Below are 21,373 nucleotides of genomic sequence, written 5' to 3'. Positions count from 1 at the left end.
TATCATTTATGAAAAATAAATTAAATATAAGTAAAATAAAATCTAATACATCTAAAGAAGTTCCTATCTACATAGGTGTTTCTTTTCTATTATTAGCAGTATTAATTTTGTCTTTAGGTTTTGCAGTTAATTTAGGCTCAGTAGATATAAGCTTAAAAGATATATATAGTACAATACTCTATAAATTATTTGGAGTAGGAGATAGTGAAGTTTTAGCAAGTGGAGCTATACATGATGTTATATGGCTTATACGACTTCCTAGAATTATATTGGCAATAGCTGTAGGAATAGGATTATCTGTAGTTGGTATAGTAATACAAGCTATAGTAAAAAATCCTCTTGCAGACCCGTATATATTAGGTATATCATCGGGAGCATCACTAGGCGCAACTATGGCAGTTATGCTTGGTATAGGTTCAGTATTTGGTGCAAATGCAATTGGAGTATCTGGATTTATAGGTGCATTTACGGTATCAATCCTTGTATTAATAATAGCAAATATTGGTGGACGGGCTAACTCAGTAAAATTACTTCTGGGTGGAATGGCTTTAAGTTCTGTTTGTAGTGCTTTTTCAAGTTTTATAGTCTATTTTGCAAATGATGTTGAGGGTATTCAAACTATAACTTTTTGGCTAATGGGTAGTGTTGCAGGAGCCAAGTGGGAACAAATAAGGTTTATATTACCATTTATTCTAATTGGAACTATATTTTTTATGACTCAGTATAGAATTTTGAACTTAATGCTACTAGGCGATGAGGTATCTATTACATTAGGTACAGATCTTCATAAGTACAGACATATGTATTTAATAGTAACATCATTAATGATTGGTGTCTTAGTGTACTCATCGGGTATGATTGGTTTTGTAGGTTTAGTAATACCGCATATAGTTAGAATGATTTTTGGAACAGATCATAAAAAAATAATTCCAATAGCGGCTATATTAGGTGCAATATTTTTAGTGTGGGCAGATACACTATCTAGGACTTTAATAAAAGGAACTGAAATACCAATAGGGATATTAATATCTATGATAGGTGCTCCTTGTTTTATTTGGCTGATGATCAAAAGAACTTATGGTTTTGGAGGGAAAAGTTAATGAGAATAAATACAGAAGGAGTAACATTTAGCATAGGAAAATCAGATATCTTAAAAAGTGTAGATATAGATGTAAAAAATAAAGAATTTGTAGGTATAATAGGTCCAAATGGAAGTGGAAAATCTACATTTTTAAAATGTATATATAGAATACTAAAACCATCAAGTGGAATTATAAAGCTAGATGAAGTAAATTTATCTAAATTAAGTATAAAAGAAAGCTCAAAAAAATGGCTGTAGTATCTCAACATAATTATTATGATTTTGACTTTAGTGTTGGTGAAATAGTTTTGATGGGTAGGTCTCCACACAAAAAGATTATGGAAAGAGATTCTAAAAGGGATTATGAAATTATGAATGAAGTATTATCTAAGGTAGATATGCTACATTGTAAAGAGAGGAATTTTAATACTTTATCAGGTGGTGAGCAACAACGTGTTATTTTAGCTAGAGCATTAGCACAAGAAACGAATTGCTTGATTTTAGATGAGCCAACAAATCATTTAGACATAAAGTATCAGCTACAATTAATGGATATAGTAAAGAATTTAGATATTGAAGTAATTGCTGCAATACATGATTTAAATATAGCAGCAATGTATTGTGATAAAATATATGTTTTAAAGGATGGTAAAATAGTAGCCCATGGAACTCCAAAAGAAGTATTAACAAAAGAATTAATAAAAGATGTCTATGAGGTAAATGCCATCGTAAATGAAAATAAAGAAAATAATATGATTAATATATTTTATAAATCTTGCCTATAGTTAACAAAAATGCTGTAATAATAGATCTCAAAATCTAATAATACAGCATTTTTATTTAAGTAAAATAAAAACGTTCGCAAAGGTTATTTTCAGGATCTTATTAATATATATCCTATAATATTTATCAAATAGAATATTGACTATAGTAAATATGTTAGTAACAACGATTGTAACAGGGAGAACAGTAAATATAATATAATTAAAAAATCTCAAGCATCTGTAAACGAATGTTTTACAAAGATTTGGTAAAACTAAAATTAATAATGCTTGAGAGGAGACAAAGTATGAAATTTAAAGAAAATAATATTAATAATAATTATATAAACAGCGGTATGGGAAACGAAGAGTTAGGAGAAAGTAAAAAAACAACGAAAAGAGGCAGCAAGTTTTTAGTAGAAGAAGAACTAGAATATGAAAGTAATTCTTCTGATAATAGCGAGAATGACTCTGATAATGAAAGTAGTAATGATCAAGTAGAAGATATAAAGCAAATGGGTGTACCTCAAATGCCTAACACACCTAAAAAAGACATACAATGTATAACTATCATAGGAGAAATTGAAGGGCATTTTATAGGAAATCCACAAAAAAAATCAACTAAATATGAACATATAATACCGATGCTTTATGCGGTGGAGGAAAATCCTGAAATAAAGGGAGTACTTGTTATTTTAAATACCGTAGGTGGAGATGTTGAAGCAGGTCTTGCTATGGCAGAGCTTCTAAATAGTGTATCTAAAAAAATTGTAACTCTTGTACTAGGGGGAAGTCATAGTATAGGTGTTCCTTTAGCTACTGCAGGTGACTATTCATTTATAGCTCCAACAGCAACTATGATAGTGCATCCAATTAGAACTAATGGTTTAGTAATAGGAGTAAATGAAACCTTTGAATACTTTAAAAAAATGCAAGAGAGAATTGTTGAATTTATAACTAGAACTTCAAAAATAGAAAGAGATGAACTTGTAAGACTAATGCACGAAAAAGATGAATTAGTTAGTGATGTAGGTAGTGTTCTTATAGGAAAAGAAGCCGTAGATTGTGGTATAATAGATGAAGTAGGTGGGCTTAAAGAAGCTTTAGCAAAACTTAAAGAATTAATAGCAAATAGTGAATCTAATAATAAAGGAAATAAATAAGTTTGTTTAAATAATACAATATATGATATAATTAAATAATATAAGTAAAAGTGTTAGTGTCAAGGCATTAACACTTTTTAAGATTAAAGATATAATAATTTTCATATGCTTTGATATAAAGCTTAAATTTCAGTAATTATACATTAAGAGATAAAGTTGAAATTAAAAAGCCGTATTTTTTAGGGTGGATAGGTTAGAAAAAGTAAGAGGTGAGATGAGTGGCAAAGAAAAAGAGCAAAAATAAAAAAAATAAAGACCTAGGATTTAGAGCAGAATATCATAATTTAGTTATTATATTCATAGGTATATTTTTATTATATAGTTTAAATTCAGGTTCTATGGGACTTGTAGGCAATTTTATGCAAAACATGTTTAAAGGTTTATTCGGAGGTCTTTCATTTACAATACCTTTTATAGTAATCATATCAGGTATACTTGGCTTTTTCGAAGAAAATGAATATGTTTACAGATTAAAAAATAGTAAGACGTATTATATAATTCTTGCTTTTGTATTTGTATTTTACGGATTAATAAATGCAAGAAGTATACCAGTAGACTCTCCATTAAAATCAACTATGATAACTGATGTAATGGAAATGGGGGTTGATGGAACTGGTACAGGATTAATAACATCTATAATTGCTTATTATATAAAAGCAATATTTGGAATAACTGGTGGATGGTTAATAAGCATATTTGTATTATTATTATGTGTAATTTATACATTTAATATATCAATACAAGATTTATTATATAATCTAAATTCTGGAAAAGGAAAACCTAAGATAAAAGGTTCAAATTTAAAAGAAAAAGTTTCAAATCTAAAACAATCTGCATTAGATATGATAACTGATGAAGTTGATGATAGCACAATGGAACAAACTATGATAGAAGAAAATAAATCAGGATTCTTTAAAGGTATGATGGATAAAGCTAAGAAGCATAAAGAAGATGCAAAACAAGAACCTGCTGTAAGTTTAGAAGATAGTGTAGATGACAAGACTATAAAAATAGTAGGCTTTAATAAAGCAGAAGATGATTATTTAGAAATACTTGAAGGAACACAAAGTGGATCAGAATTAGATGTATTAAAAAATCTTCAAAACTCTACCCTTGAAAAGATGAATAAGGAAAATAAAGAGTTTGATCAATCGCAAAATCTTGATAAAACACAAAAACTTAGCAAAATACAAAAGATTGAAAATACTCAACCAATTAATCTTAATATGAATGAAGCTTCAAAATATGAAAATTATAAAAAGCCTAGTATAGATATATTAAATAAGTTTGATAAAAAAGCTGACGAAAATGGAAGGAAAAAAGTATTGAAAAATGCTTCATTACTAGAAAAAACTTTATCAGATTTCGGTGTAGAAGCGAAGGTTAATCAAGTTACAGTAGGACCTACTATAACTAGATATGAAATACAACCAAGCCCTGGAGTTAAAGTTAGTAAAATAGTAAATTTAACTGATGACTTGGCGCTTAGCTTAGCTGCAAAGAGCATAAGAATAGAAGCTCCAATACCAGGAAAGAGTGCAATAGGTATAGAGGTTCCAAATGAAGAGAGTCAAATGGTAGGACTAAGAGAGGTTCTAGAAAGTGAAGAATTTAGAAGTTTTGAATCGCCTCTTGCTATGGCATTAGGTAAGGATATAGGTGGTAAACCAATAATAGCTGATATTGGAAAAATGCCTCACCTACTTATAGCTGGTTCTACTGGTTCAGGTAAGAGTGTCTGTGTAAATACTTTAATTAACAGTATATTATATAAGGCTAATCCTGATGAAGTTAAGTTCTTATTAATAGATCCAAAAGTTGTTGAACTTGCAAGCTATAATGGGATACCACACTTATTAATACCAGTTGTAACAGATCCTAAAAAAGCGGCGAATGCTTTAAATTGGGCAGTTGTTGAAATGAATAGAAGATATAAGTTATTTGCAGAAAATCAAGTAAAAGACATAACAAGCTATAATGAAAAAGCGGAAGAAAAACTTCCTAAGATAGTAATAATAATAGATGAGCTTGCAGACTTAATGATGGCTTGTGCAAATGATGTAGAAGATTATATATGTAGACTTGCTCAAATGGCAAGAGCTGCTGGTATGCATTTAATAATAGCAACTCAAAGACCATCTGTTGACGTAATAACGGGTGTTATAAAAGCAAATATACCATCTAGAATTGCATTTGCAGTTTCATCTCAAACGGATTCTAGAACTATACTTGACTTAGGTGGAGCAGAGAAATTATTAGGTAAGGGAGATATGTTATTCTATCCATTAGGTGCATCAAAGCCAGTTAGACTTCAAGGTGCATTTATTTCTGAGAGCGAGTCAGAAAGAGTTATAGATTTTATAAAAAATCAAGTAACAGAAGAAATAAAATATGAAGACGAAATAATGGATACTATCTCAAAAGCTGTAGTGCAAAAACCAAGTGATGAAGATGACTTGCTTCAAGAAGCAATAAGCTTTGTTGTAAATAATGGTCAAGGTTCAGCCTCAATGCTTCAAAGGAAGTTTAAAATAGGATTCAATAGAGCTGCTAGACTAATTGATTCTATGGAAGAAAGAGGAATAGTAGGTCCAAGTGAAGGAAGTAAGCCTAGAAAAGTATTAATAACTAAGGAAGAATTATCGAGTTTAGAAGGTGAATAGATTTGAAGACAATAAATATAGAGGACGCTTTAAAGCTTGAAAATACAATCTTTATAGATGTTAGAACTGAGAAAGAATATAATGATGATCATATATTAAATGCGCACAATATACCATTATTTAGTAATGATGAGCATCATGAAGTAGGTACTATATATAAAAAAGAAGGAAAGCATGAGGCAATTGATAAAGGATTTGATTTTGTATCACCAAAGTTAAAAGACATGTATAGAGAAGTAAAAGAACTATCAAATCAATATGATCATGTAGTAATATACTGCGCAAGAGGTGGAATGAGAAGTGGAAGCTTTGCAAATCTTTTGTCATCAATCGGTATTGATTTATATAAGCTAGAAGGTGGATATAAATCTTATAGAAATTATGTGCTAGACTATTTAAAGAATATAATGGATAAAAAACAATTTATAGTACTTCATGGACTAACTGGAGTAGGGAAAACAGAGCTATTAGTTGAATTAGAGAAAAATAATATTGATATAATAGATTTAGAACAGATGGCTAAAAATACTGGATCAGTATTTGGATTTATAACTTTCGATGAGAAGCCTCCAACTCAAAAAACTTTTGAAACTAGAATATTTAATTCATTATTTTACTCAAAAACAGATTTTATATTTATAGAAAGTGAAAGTAAAAGAGTTGGTCATGTATTAGTGCCAAATGAAATTTATGATGCTATAATTAGGGATGGGTATCATATTTTAATAGAATGTAATATAGAAGACAGAGTTAAAAGGCTTTGTAAAGATTATATTTATGACAGAAATGAAGGAAATATTGATGTACTAAGAGAATGTATAGGTAGATTTAAAAAGAGGTTAGGTCAAAAGAAAGTTGATGAGTATACACAACTATTAGATGATAAAAAGTATGAAGAACTTGTAGAAAAATATTTAATAGAATACTATGATCCTCTTTATATGCATTCTGTAAATCAATATAAGTACAATGAAATATTGGACTTTAAAGACATTAATGAGACAATAGAAGATTTAAAAAATTTTCATAAGACAGCAGTAAAAGGAGCAAAAACATGTTAAAAATAGCACTTGAATCATTAGGATGTTCAAAAAACTTAGTAGATGCAGAAATAATGATGGGTATCTTAAATAGGAAAGGATACAAATTAGTAGGAAATATGGAAGAAGCTGATATAGCTTTAGTAAATACTTGTGGATTTATAGAGTCAGCTAAACAAGAATCAATAGACACAATACTTGAAATTGCACAATTAAAAGAAACAGCAAATTTAAAACTTCTTATAGTAACAGGATGCTTAGCTCAAAGATATTCAGAAGAGTTAAAAGCAGAAATACCAGAAATTGATGCTATAGTTGGAACTGGAAGTTACCAAAATATAGATGAAATAGTTGCAGGACTTGAAAAGGAAAATAAAATAGTTAGTTTAAATGATATAGAATTTGCTTTTAATGAAGAACTTCCAAGATACGTTTCAACACCAAGTTATATGGCATACTTAAAAATAAGTGAAGGGTGTGATAAGCACTGTACTTATTGCATAATACCTAAACTAAGAGGTAAGCAAAAAAGTAGAAAAATGGAAGATATAATATCAGAAGCTAAAGACTTAGCATCAAGAGGTGTTAAAGAACTTGTAGTCATAGCACAAGATAGTACAACTTATGGAACAGATATATACAATGGAGAAGCAAAATTACCTCAGTTATTAGAAGAATTAGCTAAAATTGAAGGCATAAAGTGGATAAGAATAATGTATTCATATCCTGAATCAATAACAGAAGAATTAGTTCAAGTTATAAAGAAATATGATAATATATGTAACTATTTTGATATGCCAATACAACATGCGAGCAACAGAATATTAAAATTAATGAATAGACATACAACAAAAGAAGATATCTTAGCTAAGATAGATATGATAAGAAATAATATACCTAATGCGACATTAAGAACTACTATAATAACTGGATTCCCAGGTGAAACAGAAGAAGACTTTGAAGAATTATTAGATTTTGCTAAAGAAGTTAAATTTGATAGACTTGGAGCATTTGCATATTCAAGAGAAGAAGGTACAGCAGCAGATAAATTACCAGACCATATAGATGAGAATGTAAAAGAGCAAAGAAGAGAAAGACTAATGATATTACAACAAGGTATATCTCAAGAAGTTATGGCAAATAAAATTGGTAAAACATTCGAAGTTCTAATAGAAGAACAAATAGAAAAGAATGTTTATATGGGAAGAACTGAAGGCGATGCAGAGGAAATAGATAGTATAGTTTATGTTAAGTCTAAAAAGCAACTACATCCAGGGGACTTCGTAATGGTAGAAATTAATAATGCATTAGAGTATGATTTAATGGGAGATGTAATAGATGAACTTGCCTAATAAATTAACGTTATTTAGGATAATTTTAATACCTGTATTAATAGTAGTAATGTTATTAAATATACCAAATAAATATCTAATAGCATGTATAATATTTATAGTAGCTTCGATAACTGATGCAATGGATGGACATATAGCAAGAAGTCGTAATTTAGTTACTGATTTTGGGAAATTTATGGACCCACTTGCGGATAAGTTATTAGTGATATCAACATTAACTTGTATGATAGAAGCTTCATTAGTACCAGCTTGGATGGTAATAATAATTGTAGCAAGAGAGCTTACAGTAAGCATATTAAGAGCAATAGCTGCAGCAGAAGGAAAAGTAATAGCTGCTAGTGGTGGAGGTAAATTAAAAACAATAACACAAATGCTTTCAATAATAGTTTTATTATTAGGGGCAAACTTTAATAATACTTTATTATTAAATATAGGATTTGTGTTTATACTTATAGCTACTTTAATTACTTTATATTCTGGTTGGGAATATCTATATAAAAATAAAGATTTATTTATGAATAGTAAATAATATTAATGCTTTGAGGAATAGCTCCTCAAAGCATTTTTTTACAAAGCTTTCATATTATAATTTAGATATATTATAGCAATACTGTGTATTTTATCTAAGTTATTTTAATTAATTGAGGATAATTTAAATATAGAAAGTATAAAATAAAAATTACAAAGGTAGTTTTTTATATGCTTTAAAATATACATAAGTGACATAAAACTGAATATTAAAATTTATCATATAAATTTGTATAAAACCTTATAAAAGGGTTTATAAATGAAATAAGTGTGGTAAAATTTTACTATTGGTATTTATTATATAAAAATCTTTTCTAAGAAAATTTGACTAGATATATTTAATGAGGTATAATTAAATACGAACAAATGTTTGATTAGAACTTTTTAGAATTAAAATCCATTAATAAAATATGAACAAAATAAATTTTTATTTAGATAGATGAAAGGAAGATTATAAAGTATGAGTATAGAACAAGAAAAGTTAAAAGCCCTAAACCTTGCATTAGGGAAAATAGAAAAAGATTTTGGTAAGGGTTCAGTTATGAGACTTGGAGAAGCTACATCTATGAACATAGATGTTATACCTACAGGTTCTATAGGTCTTGATATAGCAATTGGTATAGGAGGTCTTCCAAAAGGAAGAATAATAGAGATATATGGTCCAGAATCTTCTGGTAAGACAACAGTTGCTCTTCATACGGTTGCAGAAGCACAAAAACAAGGTGGAATAGCTGCATTTATAGATGCAGAGCATGCACTAGATCCAGTTTATGCAAAGGCTTTAGGTGTAGATATAGATAACTTAATAATATCTCAACCGGATACAGGGGAACAAGCATTAGAAATAACAGAAGCTTTAATAAGAAGTAATGCAATAGATATAATAGTTGTAGACTCAGTTGCAGCATTAGTTCCAAGAGCTGAAATAGAAGGTGATATGGGAGACTCTCATGTTGGTCTTCAAGCTAGACTTATGTCTCAAGCATTAAGAAAATTAACAGGATCAATTAAAAAGTCTAACTGTGTTGCAATATTCATCAACCAATTAAGAGAAAAAGTTGGTATAATGTTTGGTAATCCAGAAACAACAACAGGTGGTAGAGCGCTTAAGTTCTATTCATCAGTAAGACTTGATGTTAGAAAAATAGATACTATAAAACAAGGTGATAAAGTTTTAGGAAGTAGAACTAGAGTTAAAGTTGTAAAAAATAAAGTGGCTCCTCCATTTAAACAGGCAGAGTTTGACATAATGTATGGAGAAGGTATATCTAAGATAGGTGATTTATTAGATATAGCTGCAGATATTGATATAGTTAAAAAGTCGGGAGCTTGGTATAGCTATAATGACATAAAACTTGGGCAAGGTAGAGAGAATGTTAAAAAATTCTTACAAGATAATATGGATTTAACTAATGAAATAGATGCAAAAGTAAGAGCTCATTATAAGTTAGATGAAGCAAAAGATAATGCTGTTGATCATGAAGATAACGAAAGTATAGATAATTTTGAAGAATAAAAAAACAATGCCTCCTATTAATCCTATTAACTTGACATAAGCTAGAAAAAATAATAAAATTAAGTAAGGATAAATTATTAAAAATAATTATGCCACAATATGTAAATTTAAAATTTTACATTTTGTTACATTATAAATTTTATCTCTCAAGAGAGTTTATTATGTAGCATAGTTTACTTAATAATAAATTTTTCAAGTTGCAAAAATGACATTTTGGGATTATTAACAAAGGAGGTGGATGTCATAGAAACGATAGCAATATGTATAGTAGCAATAGCTGTTGGTGTAGGAGTTGGATATTTTGTAAGAAAAAATATTTCTGAAGCGAAGATTGGTCAAGCAGATCAACTAGCTAAAGAAATTTTAGATAAAGCAGAAAGAGACTCGGAAACATTACAAAAAGAAAAGCTATTAGAAGCTAAAGAAGAAATTCATAAGTTAAGAACAGACGCAGAGAGAGAGAATAAGTCTAGAAGAAATGAATTACAAAAATTTGAAAATAGATTAGTACAAAAAGAAGAAACATTAGATAAAAAATTACAAAATTTAGAATCTAAAGAATCTAGTCTTAATGAAAAATTAAAAGTAGTTCAAGCAAAAGAAGAAGAAGTTGATTCTATTAAAAATCAACAATTAGAAAAATTAGAAAGCATATCAGGGATAACATCAGATGAAGCAAAGGAAATAATATTATCAAAAGCAGAAAGAGATGTTAGACGTGAAATGTCTATAATGATAAAAGAAATAGAAACTCAAGCTAAAGAAGAAGCTGAGAAGAAATCAAGGGAAATTATAGGTTATGCCATCCAAAAATGTGCGGCAGATCATGTCGCAGAGACTACTGTTACAGTGGTTAATTTACCTAATGATGAAATGAAGGGAAGAATCATAGGTAGAGAAGGTAGAAACATAAGAACTTTGGAAACAGCAACTGGAATAGACTTAATAATAGACGATACTCCAGAAGCAGTAATTTTATCAGGATTCGATCCAATAAGAAGAGAAGTTGCTAGAATAGCGCTTGAAAAACTTATAGCAGATGGAAGAATACATCCTGCTAGAATCGAAGAGATGGTAGAAAAAGCTAGAAAAGAAGTAGATAATACAATTAAAGAATATGGGGAGCAAGCAACTTTTGAAACTGCAGTTCATGGATTACATCCAGAATTAGTTAGATTATTAGGTAGACTTAACTATAGAACTAGTTATGGTCAAAATGTACTTAAACACTCAATAGAAGTAGCTCATATAGCTGGTATAATGGCTGCTGAAATAGGTGCAGATGTAAAGTTGGCTAAAAGAGCTGGTTTACTTCACGATATAGGTAAGGCAGTTGACCATGAAATGGAAGGAACTCATGTGGAAATTGGTATGGATTTACTTAGAAGATATAGAGAATCTAAAGAAGTAATACATGCTATGAGTACTCATCATGGAGATTATGAACCTCAGACAATTGAAGCTGTACTAGTTACTGCAGCAGATGCAATATCGGCAGCTAGACCTGGTGCAAGAAGAGAAACTCTTGAGGCTTATATCAAGAGATTAGAGAAGTTAGAAGAAATAGCTAACTCATATGAAGGTGTTGAAAAATCATTTGCAATACAAGCTGGTAGAGAAATTAGAATAATGGTAAAACCGGAAAATGTAACAGATGAAGGTATGCATTTATTAGCTAGAGATATGACTAAGAGAATAGAGGATGAATTAGAATATCCAGGTCAAATCAAAGTTAGTATAATAAGGGAAACTAGAGCAATAGAATACGCAAAATAAAAATAAACCTGTTTTAATATAAATGTTGAAAGACAATTTTATTAAAACAGGTTTTTTATTATATATTTAAAATGAAATATAAGTAATTATAATTTTTAAATTTATGTATTAAGAATAGAGTAGTGAAACATAATAAATAAGTATGTATTTTAAAATATGGAGAGATAAAAATTATGTTTTATATTAAATTTATGTATGTATTAATATCGATTTTTATTGTAACAGCAATAATATCTAACGCTGAAGAAGTAAATAAAAATAAAATGATACTAGGTGGCAGTTATATTGAAGAAGATTTCACTTGTGATATAGAAACTGAAAATGACAATATGAATCAATATTATAGCTTAGAACGATTTTTTAGACCATCTAACATGATAATATTAAATGATAAAAGAGAAAGTAGGTCATATGATTTTTATGGAAAAAAATACTCAGAAATAAATTTGCCTAAAGATCTTATGAAAACTCCAGAAGATACTATAATAAATTATTTCAGCATATTAAGAGAAGCAGCGAATCCATTAGATGATACAAAAACTGGTTGTGGAAGTTTAGGAGATGGAAAAGTTCCATATCCTATAGCTTATAACTTTTTTACTAATTCTTATAAATCTAAATATTCTTATAAGGATTACTTAAAATCTTTTGAAAATAAATTACATATCAATTTAATAAAGATGAATAAAGTTGCTCCAGATGAAAATAAACCAAATGATTTAAAGTATTTTGTAGAATTAGAAGTAATAGAAGGATCAAGTGAAAGTATTGGTTTATTTGCATATTACTATGGATATATATATTTAGAAAAAGAAGAAAATCAATATAAAATAAAGGATATGAAATACCTATGTGAAAATTATTTATGTGCTCCATATCATGGTTGGAGATATGATGCGGAGTCATTTATATCAATAGAATATGGAGATTGGTGTTCATTGGTAGATGGAAAAATAAATATAGATCAAAATGGATATGAAAAGAAAGCGTATTTTAAAGATAAGAATAAAAATGAATATTATGTATTATTTTATCAACTTACTAATGGGGTGGATATTAAAATTGCTGATTATAAGAAAAATGATGAAGGGATGTGGGAATTGATATATATTTATCCTGAAAAATGTTTAGATAATAAAAAGAATCTTAATCACTAAATATAAAGTTAAAATTTTTAATAGAAAATTTAAATGACAGGTAAGAGATTGTATATAATCTTAATACAAAGTATGATATATATTTTATATGAAGAAGCTATAGATAGATTTACATTAAGCTAAATTTAGCTACAGACTTTTTCATATAAAATATAATGATATAAGTTGTAGAAGTAGATATATAAATACAATATGTAAAAGTTTAGAAAATTTGAATTAAATATATAGTATGAATTACTAACTTAGTATTATTCAACAATTTTTATTTGAATTCCAGCCTTGCGATATTTCATAATAGATGTATCGTCAGCATTTTTATCGGTAATTATTAGATCTATATCACTAGGACTTCCAAATGAAGCTGTGGAAATATTCTCAAATTTTGTATAATCTAATAATGCAACCGATTTTTTAGAGCGTTTTAACATTTGCTTTTTTAACTCAACTTCATAAATATTAAAATCTGTTAAGCCTTCATCTAAAGTAAATCCATGGGATGATACAAATGAAATATCTGCATTTATTTTGTCTAGCAAATCAGAACCTAATAGACCTTCAGTACAAGCAGAATTTTTAGTCACAATACCACCTATAAATATAACTGTAATATTAGGAATATCTTTTAATGCCATCATAGTATAAATTCCATTAGTTATTACAGTTAGCCTATCGAAATTTACTAATTTTCTAGCTAATGCTAATGAAGTTGAACTTGCATCTAGTATAATACATTGATTGTTTTGTACTAATTTTAAAGCTTCATTAGCTATTGCCTCTTTTTCAATTGGATTTTGCTTATCTCTTTTATGAATGTCCATCGTATAATGTTGTTCTATTATAGCTGCTCCTCCATGAAATTTTCTTATCAAATTTTCTTTTTCTAAAAAGTTTAGATCAGTTCGAATAGTCGTCGCAGAAACATTTAATTGTTCACAAAGCTCGTTAGTCGTCATCCTAAGATTTTTATTTAATAAATTAATTATTTTAATATGGCGTTCTAAAACCAACATAGTATATCTCCTTAATCATTATATCTATTCATAGTAAATGTTGTTTTTATAATTATTATTACTTAAAATATAGCACATAAGAAACTTAAAAACAATTTAAAAACATAAAAAGTAAGTAAAAGTTAAGAAATAACAAAATAAAAATAAAAAAACACAAAAATAGTTGATAATTAAAAACAAACATACTACCATATAAAATATAAAACAAATAAATAAAAAATAAGTTAAATATAAATAACAATATAGAATCACTACTTTAATTCAGTCATGTATCATAAAATAGAGATTACGAGTTTAGATCTATTAACAATTCTACAATGTCTTCTATGTGCAAGTTAGTAGTACTGTTTATGGGAGTTACATATCCTAAAAATACTTGTAATTTGTTTCAAATGAAAAAGTTCTAAATAATACCATAAACGATAAAGAATTAAGAATTAAAAATTAAATATGAAAAGCTTTAGTATATTTTTAATGGAGTATCTGGAAATAAAAGTAAATATATGAATGATATAAAAACTCCAGTTTAATTATTAAAGAGCAGTATAAATAATAAGAAAACGATTTTTTGTTATCAGAAATTAACCTTATTTATTGGAATCCAAATTAAAGCATTTTGCAAAATATAAAAAATGAGACTATAAATAAGATTATTGTATAGATAGAATTAAATATTTATTGGAATATATATCATTATTAGAACAAGCAGATAAAGATGATTTTATATAGTGATAATACAGTAATTGATATAGTAAATAGTCTATTTGAAAATCACAAAAAGAAAGTAAGGTGTTAAGTTATGAGAAAGAAAATAGTAGCATCGAGTTGGAAAATGCATATAAACTCTATATTTGATGGGAAAAAATTAGCTAAGGATATATGTAAAGAAGTGGGAAATATAGACGAGGTTGAAATATTTATATTGCCTACTTTCCCAATGATACAAACTGTTGCAAATGAATTTGAAGGAAGCAATATAAAATATGGTGCTCAAAATGTATGCTTTGCAGAAAAAGGAGCCTATACAGGAGAAGTTCCAGCTAATGTATTAAAAGAAATAGGCTGTAGTTATGTAGAATTAGGCCATGCTGAAAGAAAGGATATGTTTGCAGAAAGTGATATTTTAGTTAATAGAAAAGTAAAAATATGTGAAAAGTACAATTTGATTCCTGTTGTTTGCATAGGAGAAACAAAAGATGATTTATATAATAACATAGGAAAACAAGTTTTAAAAACTCAAATAGAATGGGCTTTAGAGGGATTAAGTGAAGATTTTAGAAAGAAAGTTATTTTAGCATATGAGCCAGTGTGGGCTATTGGTCAGGATAAATCAGCAGATCCAGAGTATGTAAATGAAACTCATAAATATATACGTCAAGTAATTAAAGAACAATACGGAAAAGGTGTAGCTGATAGGATAAGAGTTATTTATGGTGGTTCAGTAAGTCCGCAAATTGCTCCTAAGCTAGTGAAATATGATGATATAGATGGATTATTTATAGGTAGATTTGGATTAAAAGTAGAAAATTTTAGAGCTATGGTGCAAAGTACTTTAAATGCAGTAGAGAAAGCATTATAAAAATAAATTATTAGGGGGATAAGCAAATGAAATTAGCAATAGGATGCGACGAAGCGGCATTTGAATTAAAAGAAATTATAAAAAAATTAGTAGAAAGCAAGGGAATAGAAGTAGAAGACTTTGGAACTTATACAGTATCTGAAAAAGTATTATACCCAAATATAGCTATAAAGGTTGCAGAATCAATACAAAGAGGTGATAACGAAAGGGGTATACTTATTTGCGGAACAGGAATTGGTATGGCTATAACTGCAAATAAAGTTGATGGCATAAGAGCAGCGGTTTGTCATGATCCGTATTCCACAGAGCGTTCTAGAAAAAGTAATGATGCGCAAATAATGTGTATGGGATCAAGGGTAATAGCACCCGAACTTGCTAAATATTTAGTTGAATTATGGCTAATTTGTGAATTTGCAGGTGGAGGATCCAAAGATAAGGTAGACAGAATTTCAGAGTATGAAAAATCAATCAAGAATGCAATGAATATATAATCAATAAAGTAACTTACAAAAATGGGATATTAAAGTACATTATATTGTACTAATTTAAAGGGGGATATAAAGATGAAGTTTTTTATAGATACTGCTAATGTTGAAGATATAAGACGAGTAAATGATATGGGAGTAATTTGTGGTGTTACAACAAATCCATCTCTTATAGCAAAAGAAGGTAGAGATTTTAATGAAGTTATAAAAGAGATAACTCAAATAGTTGATGGGGATATAAGTGGAGAAGTTATAAGTGAAGATGCGAAAAATATGATAAAAGAAGGCAGAGAAATATCTAAAATACACCCTAATATGGTTGTAAAGATACCAATGACTGAAGAAGGGTTAAAAGCTACTAAAGTTCTTTCTAAAGAAGGAATAAAAACAAATCTAACATTAATATTTTCAGCCTCTCAAGCCTTGTTAGCAGCAAGAGCGGGAGCAACTTATGTAAGCCCTTTTTTAGGAAGAATAGATGATATATCAATGATAGGAATGGATTTAGTAAAGAGTATATCGAAAATATTTAAGATTCATAATATAGACACAAAGATAATAGCAGCAAGTGTTAGGACACCTATACATGTAATAGAAGCTGCTGAATCTGGTGCTGATATAGCCACAGTTCCAGCTAAATTAATATATCAAATGTTAAAACATCCATTGACAGATCAAGGATTAGAAAAATTTAAAAAAGATTGGGAAGAAGCTTTTAATAATAAATAAATTTTATTTAAGTAATTAGTTTAATATAGGAATTTATGGAGGATTTTATATGGAAATTAACATAGATAAACAATGTATAAATGCAGTTAGAATACTATCAGCTGATGCTATACAAAAAGCTAATTCAGGCCATCCAGGTTTACCTTTAGGAGCAGCTACGATGGCATTTACACTATGGTCAAAAATGAATCACAATGGTAAAAATCCAAACTGGCAAAATAGGGATAGATTTATCTTATCTGCTGGTCATGGATCAATGTTAGAATATTCCTTGCTACATTTATTTGGATATAAAGTAAGTATAGAAGATATAAAAAACTTTAGACAGATAAATAGTATAGCAGCAGGTCATCCAGAATACCTTCATACTCCGGGGGTTGAAATAACAACAGGTCCCCTAGGTCAAGGTATATGTAATGCTGTTGGTATGGCTATAGCTGAAGCGCATTTGAGTAATAAATTTAATAGGGATAATTATAACATAGTAGATCATTATACTTACTCAATAGTAGGTGATGGATGTTTAATGGAAGGTATATCTGGAGAAGCAAGTTCATTAGCTGGAACTCTAGGACTTGGAAAGCTTATAGTTTTATATGATTCAAATAAAATATCTATAGAAGGAAGTACAGATATAGCATTTACAGAGAATGTTGCTAAAAGGTATGAAAGTTACGGTTGGCAAGTGCTTAAAGTTGATGATGGAAATGATGTAGAATCTATAGATAAAGCAATAGATGATGCTAAAGCTGAAACTTCAAAACCATCTATTATAATCGTAAATACAATAATAGGATATGGCTGTCCTAAAAAAGAAGGTAAAGCATCTGCTCATGGAGAGCCTCTAGGAATAGATAATATAAAAGCTCTTAGAAAAAATTTAGGATGGACTAGCGAAATACCGTTTGAAGTACCTAATAGTGTATATGAAACGATGAGCCAGTATATAAATAGTGGTATAGAAAAAGAAGAAAACTGGAATAGATTAATGAAAGAATATAAAAATAAATATCCAGAATTAGCTAATGAATATGAAATTTGGCATGATAATAATATTGATGAAAAAGACCTATTAGAAAATAAAGATTTTTGGAATTTTGATAAGGAAATGGCTACAAGAGAGTCTTCAGGAATACTTATTAATAGGTTATCGAATATAATACCAAATATCATAGGTGGGTCTGCTGACTTAGCACCTTCTAATAAAACCTATATGAAGGATAGGGGAGATTTTTCAAAAGAAAATAGAAATGGAGCAAATCTTCACTTTGGGGTCAGAGAACATGCAATGGCAGCAATAGCTAACGGTATATGTGCACACGGCGGACTTAATGTGTTCTGTGCTACATTTTTTGTATTTAGTGATTATATGAAAGCATCCATGAGACTTTCATCATTGATGAATTTACCTGTAGTATATGTATTAACTCATGACAGCATAGGAGTTGGAGAAGATGGACCTACTCATCAACCAATAGAGCAATTAGCAGGTCTTAGAAGTATGCCTAATATGACTGTATTTAGGCCAGCAGATTCAAGAGAGACTGCAGCAGGCTGGTATTATGCAATGACTAATAAAACCACACCAACATCATTAGTATTAACAAGACAAAGGTTGCCTTTATATGAAGGTGATGCAAGAAGAGCCTTAAGAGGAGGATATATACTAAGAGAGTCTAAAAAAAATACTCCAGATTTAATATTAATAGCATCAGGATCAGAAGTTGAACTTATATATAAAGCTTATGATAAATTGCAAGAGCATGGTATAGATTCGAGAGTTGTTAGTATGCCATCTTTTGAATTATTTGAAGCACAAAGTGATGAGTACAAAGAAAGTATACTGCCTAAAAATGTAAGGGCTAGATTAGGTGTTGAAGCATTATCATCATTTGGTTGGTATAAGTATATAGGTATAGATGGAGATATGATATCTTTAGATCACTTTGGAGAATCAGGAAATGCAAAAGATTTATTTAAGAAATTTGGTTTTACAGTGGAAAATGTAGTTGATAGAGCTATAAAAGTAGTAGAAGCTAACAAAGAACTAGCCTTTTAAAAGTAAATTAAAAAGTCGTTCCTTAAAATAAATTAATTTATTGTATAGCTAATATATTATGTTAATAATTAAAAAATTAAAATAAAAACAGATAAATAATAAGTAAAAACAATAAATAAAAATAAAAAATAAAAAAATAATAAAAATAGTTGATATATATTTATAAAGATACTACCATATAAGTAGAAAAAGAAAAAAAATAAAAGTAAACGAAAATTAAATATTGGGAGAATAGGAATATGAGTAAAAACATAAAGGATGTTAACTGTTTCTTATTAGATATGGATGGAACTATATATCTAGGAAATAATCTAATTGATGGAGTTAAAGAATTCTTAGAAGAGTTAGAAGCTCAAAACAAAAGATACATATTTATGACAAATAACTCATCCAAATCAAAAACTACATATGTAGAAAAGCTAAAAAAATTAGGTATAAATTGTGATATTGATAACATATTTACATCAGGTGAAGCAACTGCCATATATTTAACAGAAGATAAACCAAATCCAAAGGTATTTTTACTTGGAACGAAGGATTTAGAAGATGAATTTATAAATCATGGTATAATTTTAGTCAATGATACGGATGAAAAGCCTGATTTTGTAGTATTAGGATTTGATACAACTCTCACTTACAATAAAATATGGAAGGCTTGTGACTACTTAAGAGAAGGAGTGTCTTATATAGCAACGCATCCAGATTTAAATTGTCCATTAGAAGGTGGAAAGTACATGCCAGATACAGGATCAATGATAAAAATGATAGAAGCTTCTACAGGAAAGTTACCTTATATAATAGGAAAACCTAATAAGTGTATAGTGGAATCTATAAGTAAAAAATTCAATATTGAAAAACATCATATGGCTATGGTCGGAGATAGATTATATACAGATGTAATGCTAGGAGTAAATTCTGATATAACATCTGTACTAGTATTATCAGGAGAGACTACAATGCACGATTTAGAAAAATCAAATGTAAATCCAACATATGTATTTAATTCAGTAAAAGATATATACAGCAATTTAAAAGAAGTAGGTGCATTGCTATAATAAACTTTAATGGGGGAAATGAGATGAATAATAATATTTCAGTAGAAAGTCTTTTAAAAGGAATACAAAATTGTAGTTGCAAGAGAACTCATGAGGTACCAATAGAGGATGTAATAATAGAAGAAAATGCAATAGATAGGTTAGGAGATTTATTAGAAAAATATGCATATAAAAATTTATTTTTAGTATATGATAATAATACTTATAACCTTTGCAGTGAAAAGATAAATAAAGCGTTAGAAAATAAAAATTTTAATATAAATACTATGACTTATGTAAGAGAGCATGAGTTGACACCTGATGAAAACGCTTTATCGGAGTTTATTGTTAATTTTAATCCTAAAGAAGATGAATTTATAATAGCCATTGGATCTGGTGTAATAAATGATATATGCAAATACGTAAGTTATAAATTAAATAAAGAATATATGGTTATTGCAACAGCACCTTCAATGGATGGGTATGCATCAAACGTATCTGCATTGACTTTAAATAATCTAAAAGTAACATATCCAGCAAATTTACCCAAAGCAATACTTGCTGATATAAATATATTAAAAGATGCTCCATATAGAATGATTCTTGCAGGATTTGGAGATATAATGGGTAAATTTTCAGCTCTTAAAGATTGGCAATTAGGTCATTTAGTAAATGGCGAGTATTTATGTAAAGAAGTATATGAATTAGTTAACTATTCAGTAAATCAAGTCTTAAATGAAGCTCAAAATATAAAAAATAGAACAGCAATAGGAATTAAAAAGTTAATGGATAGCTTAATCCTTACAGGTATAGGCATGAGTTTTGTAGGAAACTCTAGGCCAGCATCAGGCTCTGAACATCATCTTTCTCACTACATAGAAATCCAGGCATTATTAGAAAACTTTGAAATACCTCTACATGGAGAAAAAGTAGCTTGTGGAACAGTTATTACTCAAAAGCTTCGTGAAAGATTGATAAATACAAATAAAGAATTAAAAGAAAATAAAGAATTTAAATTTAGTTTAGCAAATTGGAAGTCTGATATCTTAAACAAATACAAAGAAGCATCACATGAGATATTTAGTTTAAGTGAAAAAAATGATACTTTATCAGAGGCTAAGAGGTTAAAAAGATTAGCTTCTATAGAAGCGAACAAAGATGCAATAATTGAGCTACTTTCATCTGGACCATCATCAAAAGATATAATGGATATTTTTGATTCAATTGAATTAGATTATGGATATTCTTATATAAGTCATGAAATGTTAGAAGATGCTATACTTTATGCAAAGGAAATTAGAGATAGATATACGATAAGTCACTTATTATGGGATTTAAGGTTATTGCCAGAGTATAGTAAAGTAATTGCAAAAGAATATTATGTAGAAGTTACATGCTAATATAGCATGTAACTTCCATTAATATATATACCCAAAAAAA

General features: G+C 28.6%; 16 protein-coding genes and 1 pseudogene. 16 read left to right on the top strand and 1 reads right to left on the bottom strand.

The window, feature by feature from the left end; genetic code table 11:
• Positions 1-8 precede the first annotated feature (8 nt).
• From HF520_RS08835 to HF520_RS08790, 10 genes and pseudogenes are all read left to right on the top strand, one after another.
• Entirely contained in the window at positions 9-1,100 is a 1,092-nt protein-coding gene (locus HF520_RS08835) for a FecCD family ABC transporter permease (RefSeq protein WP_207710990.1), read from the top strand.
• Positions 1,100-1,866 (top strand): annotated as a pseudogene (locus tag HF520_RS08830) (ABC transporter ATP-binding protein). The gene HF520_RS08835 and the pseudogene HF520_RS08830 overlap by 1 nt, the downstream one beginning before the upstream one ends.
• A 284-nt stretch (positions 1,867-2,150) precedes the next feature.
• Positions 2,151-3,005, top strand: a complete 855-nt coding sequence (locus HF520_RS08825) for a ClpP family protease (protein WP_243155134.1) — start codon at positions 2,151-2,153, stop codon at positions 3,003-3,005.
• A gap of 218 nt (positions 3,006-3,223) precedes the next feature.
• Positions 3,224-5,668 (top strand): FtsK/SpoIIIE family DNA translocase, encoded by a 2,445-nt coding sequence (locus tag HF520_RS08820; protein WP_243155133.1) that lies wholly within the window; start codon positions 3,224-3,226, stop codon positions 5,666-5,668.
• 2 nt (positions 5,669-5,670) lie between these two features.
• On the top strand, positions 5,671-6,729 hold the full coding sequence (gene mnmH / locus HF520_RS08815) for a tRNA 2-selenouridine(34) synthase MnmH (protein WP_168573672.1): 1,059 nt from the start codon (positions 5,671-5,673) through the stop codon (positions 6,727-6,729).
• Complete coding sequence (gene rimO, locus HF520_RS08810) at positions 6,723-8,060, top strand: 30S ribosomal protein S12 methylthiotransferase RimO (protein ID WP_168573671.1); 1,338 nt, start codon at positions 6,723-6,725, stop codon at positions 8,058-8,060. The genes mnmH and rimO overlap by 7 nt, the downstream gene beginning before the upstream one ends.
• Entirely contained in the window at positions 8,047-8,589 is a 543-nt protein-coding gene (pgsA, locus tag HF520_RS08805) for a CDP-diacylglycerol--glycerol-3-phosphate 3-phosphatidyltransferase (RefSeq protein WP_168573670.1), read from the top strand. The genes rimO and pgsA overlap by 14 nt, the downstream gene beginning before the upstream one ends.
• A 459-nt stretch (positions 8,590-9,048) precedes the next feature.
• Positions 9,049-10,104 carry a recombinase RecA gene (gene recA / locus HF520_RS08800; RefSeq protein ID WP_168573669.1) on the top strand — a complete coding sequence of 352 codons (1,056 nt, stop codon included), beginning with the start codon at positions 9,049-9,051 and terminating at the stop codon, positions 10,102-10,104.
• A gap of 234 nt (positions 10,105-10,338) precedes the next feature.
• A complete protein-coding gene (gene rny, locus HF520_RS08795) occupies positions 10,339-11,880 on the top strand; it encodes a ribonuclease Y (protein WP_168574803.1) in 1,542 nt (513 codons plus the stop codon).
• A gap of 173 nt (positions 11,881-12,053) precedes the next feature.
• On the top strand, positions 12,054-13,037 hold the full coding sequence (locus HF520_RS08790; RefSeq protein ID WP_168573668.1) for a hypothetical protein: 984 nt from the start codon (positions 12,054-12,056) through the stop codon (positions 13,035-13,037).
• Positions 13,038-13,285: 248 nt separating this feature from the next.
• Here HF520_RS08790 and HF520_RS08785 read toward each other — a convergent pair whose 3' ends face one another.
• A complete protein-coding gene (locus HF520_RS08785; RefSeq protein WP_168573667.1) occupies positions 13,286-14,047 on the bottom strand; it encodes a DeoR/GlpR family DNA-binding transcription regulator in 762 nt (253 codons plus the stop codon).
• Between the two features lie 799 nt (positions 14,048-14,846).
• Here HF520_RS08785 and tpiA point away from each other — a divergent pair.
• The 6 genes from tpiA to HF520_RS08755 all read left to right on the top strand — a co-directional run bounded on the left by tpiA (position 14,847) and on the right by HF520_RS08755 (position 21,333).
• Entirely contained in the window at positions 14,847-15,626 is a 780-nt protein-coding gene (tpiA, locus tag HF520_RS08780; RefSeq protein ID WP_168573666.1) for a triose-phosphate isomerase, read from the top strand.
• Between the two features lie 26 nt (positions 15,627-15,652).
• Positions 15,653-16,117, top strand: coding sequence for a ribose 5-phosphate isomerase B (gene rpiB / locus HF520_RS08775; RefSeq protein ID WP_168573665.1), 465 nt, complete (start codon positions 15,653-15,655; stop codon positions 16,115-16,117).
• Between the two features lie 72 nt (positions 16,118-16,189).
• Entirely contained in the window at positions 16,190-16,840 is a 651-nt protein-coding gene (gene fsa / locus HF520_RS08770; RefSeq protein ID WP_168573664.1) for a fructose-6-phosphate aldolase, read from the top strand.
• Between the two features lie 55 nt (positions 16,841-16,895).
• Positions 16,896-18,899 (top strand): transketolase, encoded by a 2,004-nt coding sequence (gene tkt, locus HF520_RS08765; protein ID WP_334296651.1) that lies wholly within the window; start codon positions 16,896-16,898, stop codon positions 18,897-18,899.
• A 239-nt stretch (positions 18,900-19,138) separates the two neighbouring features.
• Positions 19,139-19,954: an HAD-IIA family hydrolase gene (locus HF520_RS08760; protein WP_168573662.1), complete on the top strand. Its 816-nt coding sequence runs from the start codon at positions 19,139-19,141 to the stop codon at positions 19,952-19,954.
• 23 nt (positions 19,955-19,977) lie between these two features.
• A complete protein-coding gene (locus HF520_RS08755) occupies positions 19,978-21,333 on the top strand; it encodes a sn-glycerol-1-phosphate dehydrogenase (protein ID WP_168573661.1) in 1,356 nt (451 codons plus the stop codon).
• The last annotated feature ends 40 nt before the right edge of the window (positions 21,334-21,373 follow it).

The sequence above is a fragment of the Romboutsia sp. CE17 genome (assembly GCF_012317385.1).
Lineage (GTDB): Bacteria > Bacillota > Clostridia > Peptostreptococcales > Peptostreptococcaceae > Romboutsia_E.
Note: the sequence above shows the minus strand (reverse complement) of the source record. Positions and strands in the feature narration are given on the sequence as shown.